This window comes from Mycolicibacter sp. MU0083, from assembly GCF_963378075.1.
Taxonomy (GTDB): domain Bacteria; phylum Actinomycetota; class Actinomycetes; order Mycobacteriales; family Mycobacteriaceae; genus Mycobacterium; species Mycobacterium kokjensenii.
Genome location: NZ_OY726394.1, coordinates 427643 through 442907 on the forward strand (window position 1 = coordinate 427643; position 15265 = coordinate 442907).

A 15265-nucleotide genomic window follows, 5' to 3' on the forward strand; every position below is an offset into this window, starting at 1 on the left:
CGCCCTCCCGACCGTCATACCGACGCAAATTTCTCATCTGAAAGGAACCCGACATGGCCGAGAACCCCACCATCGAAGAGCTGAAGGCCCCGCTGCTCGCCGCGATCGGCGCCGCCGACCTGGCCCTGGCCACCATGACCGAATTGGTCGCCAACCTGCGCGACCGCGCCGGTGAGGCCCGCGAGGACGCCAGCACCCGCGTCGAGGAGAGCCGTGCTCGCCTGAACAAGCTGCAGGAAGAGCTGCCCGAGCAGTTCGCCGAACTGCGCGAGCGTTTCACCGCCGACGAGCTGCGCAAGGCCGCCGAGGGCTACGTGGAGGCCGCCAGCGACCGCTACAGCGACCTGGTCGCCCGCGGTGAGGCCGCCCTGGTGCGGCTGCGCAACCAGTCCGGTCTCGACGACGCCGCCGAGCAGGTCGAGGGCTACGTCGAGCAGGCCGTCGAGCTGACCCAGGAAGTGCTGGGCAACGTCGCGTCGCAGACCCGCGAGGTGGGCGAGCGCGCCGCCAAGCTGGTCGGCATCGACCTGCCGGTGAAGGACGAGGACGCCCCGGCGCCTGCCGCGCCGGCTCCGGCCGCCAAGAAGGCGCCGGCCAAGAAGGCCGCGGCTCCGGCTGCCAAGAAGGCGCCGGCCAAGAAGGCCCCCGCCAAGAAGGCGCCGGCCAAGAAGGTCACCCAGAAGTAGTCGCGGTTCGACGCCGGGGACGGCACCCGCCTAGGCTTGCAGCGTGCTCGCTGATCAGCTTATGGGTGCCGTCCTCGGTGTTTTGACGATCGCCGTCCTGGCGGCGTCGGCGTACGCGTTCGTCCACGCGGCCATGCAGCGCGCCGATGCCTACCCCGCCGCCGACAAGCTCACCAAGCCGGTCTGGCTGGCGATCATCGGCGGGTGCGGGGTACTGCCCGTGCTGCTGCCGATGATGGGGTTGGTCATCGCGGCCTGCGCGTCCAGCATCTACCTGGTGGACGTGCGGCCCCGACTGCTCGAGGTGCAGGGCAAGTCCCACTAGCGCCATGCTGCGTCGCATCCTGTTTTCCGCTGCGGCGGCCGCGCTGTGGTGCGCGTCGCCGGTCTCCGCCGACACCGGGGCACCCGGATTGGTCGACCACGTCGAATGGGTCGACTACGGCGGCCGCGCGAGCCTGCGGATCTACCCGACCCCGGCCGCACGGGCGGCGGCTTTGCGGCTCGACTCCGGCGCGGTGGCCGAACAGGCCTGGCGCGAGGTGCTCGACCGTGCCCCCGAAGCCGACACCGCGAGCATGCGCGACCAGTTCCGCTGCCACTGGAGCTACGCCGAATTCGCCCGGCCCGGCAAGACCAGCTGGAACCTGGAGCCGTGGCGACCGGTCGTCGACGACCTGACCATGATCGGATCCGGGTGCAATCCCGGTGGTGCTGAGGAGGCCTTCTGATGTCGTCGATATCCGCACACCGGTGGGGCCGCGACCGGGTCGCCGGACTCGTCGACCACACCCTGCTCAAACCCGAGGCCACCGCCGATCAGGTGGCCGCGGTGGTCGCCGAGGCCGCCGAACTCGGTGTCGCCGCGGTCTGCGTCTCGCCGTCGATGGTGGCGGTCGCCGCGGCGAGCAATCCGGCCGGCACACCGATCGCCGCGGTCGTCGGATTCCCTTCCGGCAAGCACCTTTCGGCGGTCAAAGCCCGGGAGGCGGCGCTGGCGGTGGCCGACGGCGCGATCGAGATCGACATGGTCATCGACATCGGTGCGGCGCTGACCGGTGACTTCGACGCGGTGCGCGCCGACATCGCCGCGGTGCGCGCCGCGGTCCCCGACGCCGTGCTCAAGGTGATCCTGGAATCGGCGGCGCTGCTGGAGTTCGGTGATGACGCGGTCCTGGTCGAAGCCTGCCGGGCCGCGGAGGCCGCCGGTGCCGATTTCGTGAAGACCTCCACCGGGTTTCACCCGTGCGGCGGTGCATCGGTCCATGCGGTGGCACTGATGGCCGACACCGTCGGCGGCCGGCTCGGGGTGAAGGCCAGCGGCGGTATCCGCAGTGCCGCCGATGCGCTGGCCGTGCTCGACGCCGGTGCCACCCGGCTGGGCCTGTCCGGGACCCGCGCGGTGCTCGACGGCCTGGGATAGCCGCGTCGGCGCGCCGAGCCGTCAGTCCGGGATCGAGGCCGGGTTCGGAACGACCACCGCGAACAGGTCGGCCATCGCGGCCAGGCTCGCCGACTGCATGGCCGCCGCCGAAACGGGTCCGTCCGCACCGGGAAGTGCGCGGGTGGCGGTCGCCGAGGCGACCACGGCGGGCGCGTAACCGAGGTTGAACGCCCCACGGGCGGTGGAGTTCACGCACATGTGCGTCATGAATCCCGCCAGAATCAGATTCGTCGCGCCGCGTTGCTGCAACAGGTCGTGCAACTCGGTGCCGACGAACGAGTTGGGGTAGGCCTTGACGACCACCGGTTCGTCGGCGCGCGGGGCGACCTCGGCGACGATGGCACCGGACTCGCCGTCGATGTCGTAGGGCGACCCGGGCCCGGCGTTGTGTTGGATGTGGATGACCGGGATGCCGGCGCCGCGGGCCCGGTCGAGGAGGGTGGCGGCCTCGGTGAGTGCGGCCCCGACGCCCTCGAGCTCCATGACGCCGCGGGTGTAGGTGGTCTGGCAGTCGATGAGAATCAACGCGGAATCACCCAGTGTGGCAGGGGCGTCGGGCAATCCGGTCAACGTGCGCAGGGTCGTGGTCATCGATGCTCCTCCGGTCACAGTGCTGCGAAGCAGTCGCTCGACGATGACGCCGGGATGCTGGCGTTGCGGCTGGAGAACTTCAGCTCCACACCGGAATCGGTGACGGTCACGCTGTCGAGGTGGATGCCGAGCGGAAGGTCGTCGGTGACCTTCGCGGTGAGGTCGTCGAGGTTGCGCTGCACGCTCTCGGTGTCCAGGTCGTGGCCCAGCGCCTCCAGGCTCACCACCTGCAACGTCAGGCCGTTGTTCACCAGCTGCGGCTTGACGGTCGCCTTGTTCAGCAGGCCCTTGAGCCCGATGGTGCCGGCGGCGGCGTCCGCGGTGACGGTGCCGGTGACGATGCTGCCGATCACCGGGACCACGTCCTGGATCGACCGCTTGATCCCGTCGGCCGGCCAGGTGATGGTGCCGTCGATCGAACCGATGGTGCCCTTGGAATCCGGCGTCGAGGAGTTCTTCGTCAGCCGGATGTCGCGGATTTCGAGGTCGAGTCGCATGCCGAGGGCCTGCCGGATCTGGTTACCGGCGGTCTGCACCGAGATGTGCGAATACTCGCCGTTGAAGTATTGCGCCAGCACCGGGGGAGTCGTGCCGAACGACACCGTGGCGGTGTCCTGCGCCTCGCACTCCACGGCCTCGGCGACCAGGCTGTTCGCCCGGTGGCGGGCGTAGGCCTCACCCCCGAACATCGCCACCAGGGCCAGGGCCAACACGGCGGTCACCACCAGCAGGACCGCGGGCAGGCCCGAGAACCGATGGGGCCGATGCGCGGGCTCGGGAGAGTTCATCGTGCAAGATTACAGATTTGCGAAGCAGGGGTCATCCGACCGCGGAATCGACGCGTTGCGGGTGGAGAACCGGGCCACCACGCCGGTGTCGGTGACCTCGATGCTGTCGGCACGCAGGCCGAGTGGGTACCGCTTGGTCAGCGCCGCGGCGAACCGGTCCAACTCGGGCTGCAACGTTTCGCGGGGCAGGGTCAGCGCGCCCAGCCCGGTCAGCTTCTGCACCTGCAGCGACAATCCGCCGTTGACCACCGTGGGTTTGACCACGACGGTGGCCAGGCCGAACGCACCGCCCAGCTCGACCGTGCCGTCCTGGGCATTGGTCCGCAGGTCGGAGACCAGGTTGCCCAGGATCGGCACCATGGACTGCACGGTCTCCTTGATTCCGGCGGCCGGCCAGGTCAGCGTGGCCTGCAGCAGGCCGATGGTGCCCTTGGAATCGCCGCTGCCGTGCAGATCGACGTCGGAGATGCTCAGGTCCGCGGTCATCTGCTTGGCGTCCTTGACCTGATTGCCCGCGGTGTGGATGGAGATGTTGGTGTAGTTGCCGGTGAGGTGCTGCCACAGGAACGGCGGCGTCACCCCGAACGAAGCGCTGGCCTTGTCGTGCACCACGCACTCGGTCGCCCTGGCCACCTTGCCGTCGGCGATCCGCCGGGCGATCAGTTCGGCGCCGATCACCCCGGCCAGGGCCAGGGCGATCACGGTGACGAAGATCAGCGTCAACGCCAGGGGATCCCGCAGCATCGACATCGACATCGACATCGACGCCGACGGCGACCGGTCGGCCGGTGCCTCGAGTCCACCGGTGGGCGCCGGTCCGGCGGCTTGCGGTGCCGGACCCGGCGGCGGGACCGAATCGGGTGCGGACGGCTCCGGGGGCGGGGGTGCGTCCCCGGAGTGCGAGTCGGGGCGAGCCCAGGGTGACTCGCCGGGGGGAGGGCCGGGCGGAGTGCTCACCCGCGCGATTCTGCCCTACCCGACTGAAGGAAGTCCGCGCGATTGCTCAACACGGCCAACGTCCGGCGGGCGTCGGCCACCACGTCGAGGTCGACGTCACAGATCATCAGCTGCGGTGTGGCACCGGCTTCGGCGAGCACCTCGCCCCAGGGGGAGACGACCAGACTGTGCCCCACGCCGGTCGGGGCGCCGGCGGGCTGCGCCGCAACGCCCGGATCGGCCTGCCCGGCCGCCGCGACATAGCTGGTCGAATCCAGCGCGCGGGCCCGTGCCAGCAGTTCCCACTGGGCCAGTTTTCCCGGACCCGCGCCCCAGGACGCGCAGACCGCGATCACCCGGGCGCCGCGGTCGGCGAGTTCGGAGTACAGCGCCGGGAACCGGATGTCGTAGCAGGTGCTCAACCCGACGCCCACCCCGTCGACGTCGATCACCACCGGCTCGAATCCCGGTGCCACCGTGCGTGATTCGGTGAATCCGAACGCGTCGTACAGGTGAATCTTGTGGTAGTGCGTATCGGTTCCGGGGCCGACGGCCAGCAGCGTGTTGGTGACCCTGCCGTCCCGCGCGGGGGTGAACATTCCGGCGATCACGGTGACCCCGACCCGGGCGGCCGCGGCGCGGACACCATCGGCCCACGGCCCGTCCAGCGGTTCGGCGACCGGACCCAGCGGCACCCCGAACCGGCACATCGCGGCCTCCGGGAACACCACCAGCGTCGCGCCCCGGTCGGCGGCCCGCTCGGTGTATTCGGTCACCAGGTCCAGGTTGGCGGCCGGGTCGGTGCCGCTGAGGATCTGCGCACACGCAATCCGCATGCCGTCAGCCTAGCGGCGATCGCGAATGCGGCGGTCAGTAGTGGTAGCGGGCCGTGACTAGTGTTTCTCCGCTTGCAGCCAGGTGGCGGTGAAACGCTGCTCGGTGGTCATCAACTCGGCCAACTGACCGCCGATGAAGCTCTCGATCTTGCCGCCCACCAGCGGGATGTCGACCTGCACCGTCGCGGTCAGTCGCAGTTCACAACCGCCGGCGGCCGGTTCCAGCACCGCGTCACCCGCCAGCTTCGCCGGCGCCCCGACGATCTGGCCGGTCACCTGCCCGCGGGTGCGGCCGTCGCGCACCGGTCGCCAGGTCTCGTGGCGCGCCACTTCGAGGTTTCCGGGATGGAACTGAGCCGCCAGCGCGGGCAGCTTCTCCCGGTGGATGCCCTGCGTGGTGACGATGTCGACGCCGCCGTCGGCGCCGACGGTCATCGAGTCCAGCATCACCACGTCGGCCCCGGAATCGGCCAGCCGGGCCCGCCAGTAGCACTCGTCGGCGAACGCGGCATACACCTGCTCGACGCTTGCCGGATAACGCTCGGACAGCGTGAATGTACGCGGCATAGCCGGTCACGCTACCGTTACCGGCCGTGGCGGGTTCCGAGTTCGCGGGCGCGCGTGTCGCCGAGGCGGTGCCGCTGGCCCCGTTGACCACCCTGCGGGTGGGTCCGGTCGCCCGACGCCTTTTCACCTGCACCGACACCGAGCAGGTGATCGCCGTGCTGGGGGCACTCGACGCCGCCGGGGAGCGTCCGCTGCTGTTGGCCGGCGGCTCCAATGTGGTGATCGCCGACGACCTGACGGACCTGACCGTCGTACACCTGGCCAACGACGGCGTCACCGTCGACGGCGAGTTGCTGCGGGCCCAGGCCGGCGCGGTCTGGGACGACGTGGTGGCCCGCGCGGTCGCGGCGAACCTGGGCGGGCTGGAGTGCCTGTCGGGCATACCGGGCTCGGCCGGCGCCACCCCGGTGCAGAACGTCGGGGCCTACGGCGTGGAGGTCGCCGACCGCCTGACCCGCGTGCTGCTGCTGGACCGGGGCAGCGGGACGGTGCGCTGGACGCCGGCCGCCGACCTGGGCCTGGGCTACCGCACCAGCGTGCTCAAACACTCCGACTCCGCCGTCGTGCTGGAAGTGGAGTTCGCGCTCGACCCCACCGGCCGCAGCGCGCCCCTGCGCTACGGCGAACTGACCGCCGCACTCGACGCCGACGACGGCGACCGCGCTGACCCCGCAGCGGTACGCGCCGCGGTGCTCGGACTGCGTGCCGGCAAGGGCATGGTGACCGACGCCGCCGACCACGACACCTGGAGCGTCGGCTCGTTCTTCACCAACCCGGTCGTGCCGCACGAAACCTATGCCGAACTCGCCGGACGAAGCAGCGGCCGGGTACCGCACTGGGATGCGCCCGGCGGGGTGAAACTGGCGGCCGGCTGGCTGGTGGAACGCGCCGGTTTCGGCAAGGGCTATCCGGGGACGGGTGCTCCCGCCCGACTGTCGACCAAACACGCCCTGGCGCTGACCAACCGGGGCGGCGCCACCACCGCCGACATCCTGGCCCTGGCGCGCACCGTGCGCGACGGAGTGCAGGCGGCGTTCGGGATCACCCTGCATCCCGAGCCGGTGCTCGTCGGCTGTGCGCTCTAGCCGGGTGTAACCAACGTCGCAGGTGGTCAGGGGCGGTTCCCGGTATCTTTGGATGCCGTGACCCCGAACCGGCGACAGGCGTTGGCGGTGCTGGCCGCCGGTGTGTTGGCGCCGAGTGCGCTGGCGGGATGTTTCGGCCGTGGCGACCGCGACGCCGCGAGCGCCGCGCCCGCCGCACCCACCCTGACGTTCGAACCCGCCCTGGAGAACGGGGCGGTCAGCGGCGTACTGCCCACCGTGCCGGTGAGCGTCGCGGTCCGTGACGGCTGGTTTCAGCGGGTGACCCTGACCAGCCCGTCGGGCAAGGTGCTCGCCGGGACCTTCAACCGGGAACGCACCCGCTACACCATCACCGAACCGCTCGGCTACGACGCCGTCTACACCTGGAGCGGCTCGGTGGTGGGCCACGACGGCGACGCCGTGCCGGTCGGCGGCACTATCGGCACCGTCACCCCCGCCGTCGTCGTCGACGGCGGATTCCAGCTCGCCGACGGCCAGACGGTTGGCGTCGCCGCGCCGGTGATCCTGCAGTTCGACGGTCCGATCGCCGACAAGGCCGCCGTCGAACGTGCGCTGACCATTGTCACCGAACCGCCGGTGGAGGGCAGTTGGGCCTGGCTGCCCGACGAGGTGCAGGGCGCCCGGGTGCACTGGCGCAGCCGCGACTACTTCCCGGCCGGCACCGCCGTGCGCGTCGACGCCAAGCTGTACGGTCTGGCCTTCGGCGACGGCGCCTACGGCGCCCAGGACATGTCCCTGGAGTTCTCGATCGGCCGGCGCCAGGTGGTGCGGGCCGAGGTCTCCTCGCACCGCATCCAGGTGGTGCGCGACGAAGGCGTGATCATGGACTTCCCGTGCAGCTACGGCGAAGGCGACCAGCCCCGCAACGTCACCCGCAACGGCATTCACGTCGTCACCGAGAAATACGCCGACTTCTACATGTCCAATCCGGCCGCCGGCTACAGCAACGTCCACGAGCGCTGGGCGGTCCGCATCTCCAACAACGGCGAGTTCATCCACGCCAACCCGGCCAGTGCCGGGGCGCAGGGCAACACCAACGTCACCAACGGCTGCATCAACCTGTCGACCGAGGACGCCGAGCAGTATTTCGCCAGTGCGATCTACGGCGACCCGGTCGAGGTGACCGGCAGTTCGATCATGCTGTCCTACGCCGACGGCGACATCTGGGACTGGGCGGTGGCCTGGGACGACTGGGTCGCGATGTCGGCGCTGCACACCGATGCGCCGGGCGCGGGGGCGTCCGAGCCCACCCGCAGCTCGCTGCCCAGTGCGGTGCCCGCCACCCCCACCGACGCGCCGACCCTGTCGGGCACGCCGACCACTGCGACCGTTCCTAGTCCGTCGCCCTTCGGCTAGCCCGCGTCGCCGACGCTTGGTCGCGGGGCCGGATCACGATCTGATCCAGGTCGACGTGCGGCGGGCGGGACGCCACGAACCCGATCACCTCGGCGATGTCGGCGGCCGTCAACGGGGTCAGGCCGTCGTAGACGGCGTCGGCGCGTTGCCGGTCCCCGTCGAAACGCACCAGGGAGAACTCGGTATCCACCATGCCCGGCGCGATCTCTGTGAGCCGCACCGGTTTTCCCAGCAGCTCGCCGCGCAGGGTGCGGTGCAGTGCGCTCTGGGCGTGCTTGGCCGAGGTGTAGCCGGCACCACCGTCGTAGATCTCGAACGCCGCGATCGAGGTCACGGTGACCACCAGGCCGTCGCCGGAGTCGACGAGTTTCGGCAGCAGGGCGCGAGTGACCTGCAGGGTGCCCAGCACGTTGGTCTCCCACATCCAGCGCCAGTGCGCCAGGTCGGCGTCGTCCACCGGCGCCAGGCCCTTGGCCCCGCCGGCATTGTTGACCAGCACGTGCACCGGGCCGGGTAGCGCGTCGCAGGCCGCCGCCAGGGCGGCGACCGAATCGGCGTCGGTGACGTCGGTCACAACCGCGGTGCCGCCGATCTCCTCGGCGAGAGTCGCGATCCGGTCGGCGCGCCGAGCTGCGACCACGACATGAAAGCCTTGTCCGGCAAGGGTTCTCGCGGTCGCTTCGCCGATCCCGGAACTGGCGCCGGTGACCACGGCGAGGCGCGCGCCGGATGCAGGTGTCGTCATCGCACCAACCTTAGTGATCGTGATAGATTCTCCGGTTATGTCCCGCAGTGTCCGCTCTCTCGCAGCGGTCTGTCTTATCGCCGACGGCGCGTGTTGTCGCGCGTGTAGCTGCGCCTGACCTGCTGCGGTAACCGCTCCTTGAGGGGAGTCCGCCGGGTCGTTAGGCGTCCCCGGCCCTGACTCGGATTTCCCATCAGACAAGGACATCGCGTGCGTACCACCTCCCTCACCGCCCACCCGGCCACCCACGGCACCGGTCGGAGCCGTTCGCATCCGCGGGTGGTGGCCCCGGCGCTGCAGCTGGCCGACACGGCCGGCGCCGAGGTGTTCGCCGCGGTACGCCGGGCGGGCCCCATCGCCCGCGAGGCCATCGCCGGCGCCACCTCGCTGAGCGTCGCCACCGTCAACCGGCAGGTCAGCGCATTGCTGGAGGCCGGTCTGCTGCTGGAGCGCGCCGACCTGGCCACCTCCGGGGCCATCGGGCGGCCGCGGCGGCCGGTGGTGGTCAACCACGAGCCCTACCTGACCCTGGGCCTGCACATCGGTGCCAAGACCACCAGCATCGTGGCCACCGACCTGCTGGGCCGCACCCTCGACGTCGTCGAGACCCCCACCCCCAACAACGGCGCCGGGCCGGCACTGGCCGCGCTGGCCGCCAGCGCGAGCCGGTACCTGACCCGCTGGCAGAAGCGCCGGCCGCTGTGGGTCGGGGTGGCTACCGGTGGCGCGGTCGACGGTGCCACCGGGTATGTCGACCACCCCCGGCTGGGCTGGACGGCCGCACCGGTCGGGCCGGTGCTGGCCGACGAGCTGGGGCTGCCGGTGTCGGTGGCCTCCCACGTGGACGCCATGGCCGGGGCGGAACTGCTCTTCGGGGTGCGCCGGCCGACCGCGGCCGCCACCACCAGCCTCTACGTCTACGCCCGTGAAACGGTGGGCTACGCGCTGGTGATCGGCGGGCGGGTGCACAGTCCGGCCAGCGGGCCGGGCACCATCGCCGGCCTACCGGTCTACTCCGAGTTGCTCGGCGGCACCGGTCAACTGGAATCCACCGTCAGTGACGAGGCGGTGCTGGGCGCGGCCCGCCGGCTGCGGATCCTGCCCGAGGGCAAGGGCGGCGGAGCCGTGGGCGTGACCGCCCTGGTGCGGGAGGCCCGCGCCGGAGACGACCGGGCGGTGGCCCTGCTGACCGAACGCGCCCGGGCGCTGGGGGAAGCCGTGGCATTGCTGCGTGACGTGCTCAACCCCGATGACCTGGTGGTCGGTGGCCAGGCGTTCACCGAGTACCCGGAGGGCATGGCCGAGGTGGAGCGGGCGTTCGGGCAGCGGTCGGTGCTGTCGCCGCGCAGTATCCGGGTCACCGCGTTCGGCAACAGGGTCCAGGAAGCGGGCGCCGGCACGGTGTCCCTCGGCGGGCTCTACGCCGACCCGGTCGCCGCGATGCGCCGCTCCCGCGGCCCGGTCGCCCGTGTGGTCCCGGACGTGTCCGCCTGAGCGCACCTGTAAAGATGGCGGGGTGGGCTACGGCGTCGGGGGCATCGGAGACATCGGATCCGACGTGCACCGGGTAGCGCTGCTCTCGGTCCACACCTCGCCGCTGGCCCAACCGGGCACCGGCGACGCCGGCGGCATGAACGTCTACGTGCTGCAGAGCGCCCTGCATCTGGCCCGCCGCGGGGTACAGGTGGAGGTGTTCACCCGCGCCACGTCGTCGGCCGACCCGCCGGTGGCCCACGTCGCGCCGGGTGTGCTGGTGCGCAACGTGGTCGCCGGGCCGTTCGAGGGCCTGGACAAGAACGACCTGCCCACCCAGCTGTGTGCGTTCGCGGCCGGGGTACTGCGCGCCGAGGCCGCCCACGAGCCCGGCTACTACGACGTCGTGCACTCGCACTACTGGCTGTCCGGGCAGGTCGGCTGGCTGGCCGCCGACCGGTGGGCCGTTCCGCTGGTGCACACCGCGCACACCCTGGCCGGGGTGAAGAACGCGGCCCTGGCCGCCGGGGACACCCCCGAACCCCCGCTGCGCACGGTCGGCGAACAGCAGGTCGTCGACGCCGCGGACCGGTTGATCGTCAACACCGCCGACGAGGCCGCCCAGTTGGTGGCCCTGCACCGGGCCGACCCGAACCGGATCGATGTGGCCCATCCCGGCGTCGACCTGGAAGTGTTCCGACCGGGCGACAAGTCCGCCGCCCGCGCGACGCTGGGGCTGCCCGCAACCGAGCCGATCGTGGCGTTCGTCGGCCGTATCCAACCGTTGAAGGCACCCGATGTGCTGTTGCGGGCGGCCGCGAAGCTGCCCGGCGTACGGGTGGTGATCGCCGGTGGGCCGTCGGGCAGCAGTGGCCTGGCCGAACCCGACGGGCTGGTTAGGCTGGCCGCCGAACTGGGTATAGCGGATCGGGTGACGTTCCTGCCCCCGCAGTCCCGCGAAGACCTGGCCACCTTGTTCCGGGCCGCCGATCTGGTGGCGGTGCCCAGCTACTCCGAATCCTTCGGCCTGGTCGCCCTGGAGGCCCAGGCGTGCGGGACCCCGGTGCTGGCCGCGGCGGTCGGTGGCCTGCCGGTGGCGGTGCGCGACGGCGTCACCGGGGGACTGGTCGACGGCCACGACATCGAGGACTGGGCGGACGCGCTCGACGGGCTGCTGCGGCTGGGTTCCGGACCGCGCGGCTGGGCGATGCGCAAAGCCGCGGTCGGCCATGCGTCGAACTTCTCCTGGGAGCGCACCGTCGACGCCCAGTTGGCCAGCTACAGCCGGGCCATCGAGGACTTCGCCGCTGCGCGGGAGGACCGGACCCCGGTGCTGACGGCGGCGCGTAGACCCCGGCACCGGCCCGAGCGGCGCGGGGCACGGGCATGAACCCCGGAGAGGTCCGGCGACTCATCGAGGCCACCCTCGACGCCGCCGAGCTGACCTACTCGCCGTTCCCGGGCGCACACGGTGGACTGCCCGGACTGGTGGTGGAACTGCCCGGTGAGCGCAAACTCAAGACCAACACGCTGCTCAGCGTCGGAGAGCACTCGGTGCGGGTCGAGGCGTTCGTCTGCCGGCAACCCGACGAGAACCACGTCGGGGTGTACCGCTACCTGCTGCGGCGCAACCGGCGGCTCTACGGGGTGGCCTACACCTTGGACAACACCGGCGACATCTATCTGATCGGCCGGATGTCGCTGGCCTCGGTGACCGCCGACGAGATCGACCGGGTGCTCGGGCAGGTGCTCGAGGCCGTCGACTTCGACTTCAACACGTTGCTGGAGTTGGGATTCGCCTCCTCGATCCAGAAGGAGTGGGAGTGGCGGGTGTCCACCGGACAGTCGCTGAAGAACCTCCGGGCTTTCGAGCATTTGATCGATCACGACACCGACTGAGACACTGACGCTCATGTCTGACACTGCGACTCTGGTACTGCTGCGCCACGGCGAGAGCGAATGGAACGCCAGCAACCAGTTCACCGGCTGGATGGATGTCAACCTCACCGACAAGGGCCGCACCGAAGCGGTCCGGGCGGGCACGCTGCTGGTCGAGCACGACCTGCTGCCGGACGTGGTCTACACCTCGCTGCTGCGCCGGGCGATCACCACCGCGAACCTGGCACTGGACGCCGCCGACCGGCACTGGATCCCGGTGCATCGCACCTGGCGGCTCAACGAGCGGCACTACGGCGCGCTGCAGGGTCTGGACAAGGCCGAGACGAAGGCCCGCTACGGCGATGACCAGTTCATGACCTGGCGACGCAGCTACGACACCCCGCCGCCCACCATCGAGGCCGGCAGCCGCTACAGCCAGGACACCGACCCCCGCTACGCCGACATCGGCGGCGGCCCGCTGACCGAATGCCTGGCCGACGTGGTGGCACGGTTCCTGCCGTACTTCACCGACGTGGTGATCCCCGACCTGCGCAGCGGGAAGACCGTGCTGATCGCCGCCCACGGCAACTCGCTGCGGGCTCTGGTGAAGCACCTCGACGGCATGTCGGACGAGGACGTGGTCGGGTTGAACATCCCGACGGGTATCCCGCTGCGTTACGACCTGGACGCCGACCTGCGCCCCAAGGTGGCCGGCGGGGTCTATCTGGACCCGGAGGCGGCCGCCGCCGGTGCCGCTGCGGTGGCCAGTCAGGGCGCCAAGTAGCCGTTGGCCCCGCTGCGTGTGAATAACGGGTGGCACCGGGATGAAATCTTCGCCCTGAATTCATCTTCGTCGCACGTCAGCGCCGAGCGCTGGTCGGAAAGCGGCCGGATACTGGCTACGATTCTGCCGTGGCTGCGACCCAGGCGCTGACGCTCGCTGTGGCGTCGGCGGTTCCCGCGCTGGCGGTCGGTGTCGTGGCCGGTACCCGGCTGGCACCGTGGCTCGCCGAGCGCCGCAACCGGGCGGCCACCGAGCGGTCCGGGATCACCGTGGCGCAGATGCTGCAGCAGATCGTCGCGCACGCGTCGTTGGGCATCGCGGTCGTCGACTCCTACCGCGACGTCGTCTACCTCAACGAGCGCGCCACCGAACTGGGTGTGGTGCGGGGCCGGTTGCTCGATGACGAGGCCTGGGCGGCCGCGCAACGCGCACTGGCCGGCGAAGAAGACGTGCTCTTCGATCTGTCGGTGGCCAAGCGGGCGCCCGGGGCCACCCGGACGGATCTGGCCGCGGTGCGCGGGTACGCCCGACTGCTCTCCGAAGAGGACCGCCGGTTCGCGGTGGTGATCGTCGACGACCAGTCCGAGCAGGCCCGGATGGAGGCCAGTCGGCGAGACTTCGTGGCCAACGTCAGCCACGAACTCAAGACGCCGGTCGGGGCGATGGGACTGTTGGCCGAGGCGCTGCTGGCCTCGGCCGACGACCCCGAGGCGGTACGGCCGTTCGCCGAGCGGGTGCTGGTCGAGTCGAACCGGCTGGCCGCCATGATCGGCGAACTGATCGAACTGTCCCGGTTGCAGGGCGCCGAACCGTTGCCGGACCTGGCCGTCGTCGACGTCGACGTCGTCATCAACGAGGTGATCTCCCGGCACAAGGTGGCCGCCGACAATGCCGAGATCACCATCACCACCGACGCACCCAGCGGATTCCATGTGCTCGGCGACGAATCCCTGCTGGTCACCGCGCTGGCCAATCTGGTGTCCAACGCGATCGCCTACTCGCCGCACGGGTCACCGGTGTCGATCAGCCGCCGCCGACGCGACGGTTACATCGAGATCGCGGTGACCGACCGCGGGATCGGGATCGCGCCCAAGGACCAGGAGCGCGTCTTCGAGCGGTTCTTCCGCAGCGACAAGGCACGGTCGCGGGCGACCGGCGGCAGTGGCCTGGGACTGGCGATCGTCAAGCACGTGGCGGCCAACCACAACGGCACCATCACGTTGTGGAGCCAGCCGGGCACGGGTTCCACGTTCACCTTGGCGATTCCCGCCTACCACGGCAGTCTGGATTCAGAGAAGGAGGAGCTGTGATGGCATGGCCTGTCATCGATGCGCAGGGTAGTGATGAAGAGGAGGGGCGGCGATGACACACGTCTTGATCGTCGAGGATGAGGAATCACTGGCGGACCCGTTGGCGTTCCTGCTGCGCAAGGAGGGCTTCGAAGCCACCGTGGTCGGCGACGGAACCGCGGCCCTGGCCGAATTCGACCGGGCCGGTGCCGACATCGTGTTGCTGGACCTGATGCTGCCGGGCATGTCGGGCACCGACGTCTGCAAACAACTGCGCGCACGCTCCAGTGTGCCGGTGATTATGGTCACTGCCCGCGACAGTGAGATCGACAAGGTCGTCGGCCTGGAACTGGGTGCCGACGACTATGTGACCAAACCCTATTCGGCGCGCGAGTTGATCGCCCGGATCCGCGCGGTGCTGCGCCGCGGCGGCGAGGACGAGGGCGGCGTCGGGGAGGGCGTGCTGGAATCCGGCCCGGTCCGCATGGACGTCGAACGGCACGTGGTCATGGTCAACGGCGAACAGATCACCTTGCCGCTCAAGGAGTTCGACCTGCTCGAATACCTGATGCGCAACACCGGTCGGGTGCTGACCCGCGGCCAGTTGATCGACCGGGTCTGGGGCGCCGATTACGTCGGCGACACCAAGACCCTCGACGTTCACGTCAAACGACTTCGGTCCAAGATCGAAGCGGACCCCGCCAACCCGGTGCATCTGGTCACCGTTCGCGGCCTCGGGTACAAGCTGGAGGGCTGATTTCCAGGCCCCTCGTCACGGGTCTCCCA

General features: G+C 70.5%; 18 protein-coding genes. 12 read left to right on the top strand and 6 right to left on the bottom strand.

Annotated features, from left to right (window positions below; all coding sequences use genetic code 11):
- The first annotated feature begins 53 nt into the window (after positions 1 to 53).
- The 4 genes from RCP38_RS02040 to deoC all read left to right on the top strand — a co-directional run bounded on the left by RCP38_RS02040 (position 54) and on the right by deoC (position 2109).
- Positions 54 to 686 (top strand): heparin-binding hemagglutinin, encoded by a 633-nt coding sequence (locus tag RCP38_RS02040; protein ID WP_308475089.1) that lies wholly within the window; start codon positions 54 to 56, stop codon positions 684 to 686.
- Positions 687 to 747: 61 nt separating this feature from the next.
- Complete coding sequence (locus RCP38_RS02045) at positions 748 to 1011, top strand: DUF2516 family protein (protein WP_308477022.1); 264 nt, start codon at positions 748 to 750, stop codon at positions 1009 to 1011.
- 4 nt (positions 1012 to 1015) lie between these two features.
- Positions 1016 to 1417: a DUF2599 domain-containing protein gene (locus RCP38_RS02050; RefSeq protein ID WP_308475090.1), complete on the top strand. Its 402-nt coding sequence runs from the start codon at positions 1016 to 1018 to the stop codon at positions 1415 to 1417.
- Positions 1417 to 2109: a deoxyribose-phosphate aldolase gene (gene deoC / locus RCP38_RS02055; protein ID WP_308475092.1), complete on the top strand. Its 693-nt coding sequence runs from the start codon at positions 1417 to 1419 to the stop codon at positions 2107 to 2109. The genes RCP38_RS02050 and deoC overlap by 1 nt, the downstream gene beginning before the upstream one ends.
- Before the next feature lie 21 nt (positions 2110 to 2130).
- Here deoC and RCP38_RS02060 read toward each other — a convergent pair whose 3' ends face one another.
- The 5 genes from RCP38_RS02060 to RCP38_RS02080 are packed head-to-tail and all read right to left on the bottom strand — an operon-like array spanning position 2131 to position 5848.
- Entirely contained in the window at positions 2131 to 2721 is a 591-nt protein-coding gene (locus tag RCP38_RS02060) for a cysteine hydrolase family protein (protein ID WP_308475093.1), read from the bottom strand.
- Between the two features lie 14 nt (positions 2722 to 2735).
- Positions 2736 to 3509, bottom strand: a complete 774-nt coding sequence (locus RCP38_RS02065) for an LmeA family phospholipid-binding protein (RefSeq protein WP_308475095.1) — start codon at positions 3507 to 3509, stop codon at positions 2736 to 2738.
- 9 nt (positions 3510 to 3518) lie between these two features.
- Complete coding sequence (locus RCP38_RS02070) at positions 3519 to 4466, bottom strand: LmeA family phospholipid-binding protein (protein ID WP_308475097.1); 948 nt, start codon at positions 4464 to 4466, stop codon at positions 3519 to 3521.
- Complete coding sequence (locus RCP38_RS02075; RefSeq protein WP_308475099.1) at positions 4463 to 5281, bottom strand: carbon-nitrogen hydrolase family protein; 819 nt, start codon at positions 5279 to 5281, stop codon at positions 4463 to 4465. The genes RCP38_RS02070 and RCP38_RS02075 overlap by 4 nt, the downstream gene beginning before the upstream one ends.
- Positions 5282 to 5338: 57 nt before the next feature.
- Positions 5339 to 5848 (bottom strand): DUF2505 domain-containing protein, encoded by a 510-nt coding sequence (locus tag RCP38_RS02080; protein WP_308475100.1) that lies wholly within the window; start codon positions 5846 to 5848, stop codon positions 5339 to 5341.
- 26 nt (positions 5849 to 5874) lie between these two features.
- Here RCP38_RS02080 and RCP38_RS02085 point away from each other — a divergent pair, with 26 nt between their 5' ends.
- Complete coding sequence (locus RCP38_RS02085; protein WP_308475101.1) at positions 5875 to 6933, top strand: UDP-N-acetylmuramate dehydrogenase; 1059 nt, start codon at positions 5875 to 5877, stop codon at positions 6931 to 6933.
- Between the two features lie 48 nt (positions 6934 to 6981).
- Positions 6982 to 8310, top strand: a complete 1329-nt coding sequence (locus RCP38_RS02090) for a L,D-transpeptidase (RefSeq protein ID WP_308475102.1) — start codon at positions 6982 to 6984, stop codon at positions 8308 to 8310.
- Here the strand turns inward: RCP38_RS02090 and RCP38_RS02095 are convergent.
- Complete coding sequence (locus tag RCP38_RS02095; RefSeq protein ID WP_308475103.1) at positions 8288 to 9055, bottom strand: SDR family oxidoreductase; 768 nt, start codon at positions 9053 to 9055, stop codon at positions 8288 to 8290. The two genes, RCP38_RS02090 and RCP38_RS02095, sit on opposite strands and share 23 nt — an antisense overlap.
- Before the next feature lie 210 nt (positions 9056 to 9265).
- Here RCP38_RS02095 and RCP38_RS02100 point away from each other — a divergent pair, with 210 nt between their 5' ends.
- The 6 genes from RCP38_RS02100 (at position 9266) to RCP38_RS02125 (ending at position 15236) form a co-directional block, all read left to right on the top strand.
- Positions 9266 to 10549, top strand: coding sequence for an ROK family protein (locus RCP38_RS02100; protein ID WP_308475104.1), 1284 nt, complete (start codon positions 9266 to 9268; stop codon positions 10547 to 10549).
- A gap of 22 nt (positions 10550 to 10571) precedes the next feature.
- Positions 10572 to 11918: a D-inositol-3-phosphate glycosyltransferase gene (mshA, locus tag RCP38_RS02105; RefSeq protein WP_308475105.1), complete on the top strand. Its 1347-nt coding sequence runs from the start codon at positions 10572 to 10574 to the stop codon at positions 11916 to 11918.
- The gene (locus tag RCP38_RS02110; RefSeq protein WP_308475106.1) at positions 11915 to 12427 is read left to right on the top strand and encodes a type III secretion system chaperone family protein; all 513 of its coding nucleotides are present in this window, start codon (positions 11915 to 11917) and stop codon (positions 12425 to 12427) included. Before mshA ends, RCP38_RS02110 begins: the two co-directional genes overlap by 4 nt.
- Before the next feature lie 13 nt (positions 12428 to 12440).
- Positions 12441 to 13190: a phosphoglyceromutase gene (locus RCP38_RS02115; protein WP_308475107.1), complete on the top strand. Its 750-nt coding sequence runs from the start codon at positions 12441 to 12443 to the stop codon at positions 13188 to 13190.
- A 128-nt stretch (positions 13191 to 13318) separates the two neighbouring features.
- Positions 13319 to 14500: a sensor histidine kinase gene (locus tag RCP38_RS02120; protein ID WP_308475108.1), complete on the top strand. Its 1182-nt coding sequence runs from the start codon at positions 13319 to 13321 to the stop codon at positions 14498 to 14500.
- Between the two features lie 52 nt (positions 14501 to 14552).
- The gene (locus RCP38_RS02125) at positions 14553 to 15236 is read left to right on the top strand and encodes a response regulator transcription factor (RefSeq protein WP_308475109.1); all 684 of its coding nucleotides are present in this window, start codon (positions 14553 to 14555) and stop codon (positions 15234 to 15236) included.
- The last annotated feature ends 29 nt before the right edge of the window (positions 15237 to 15265 follow it).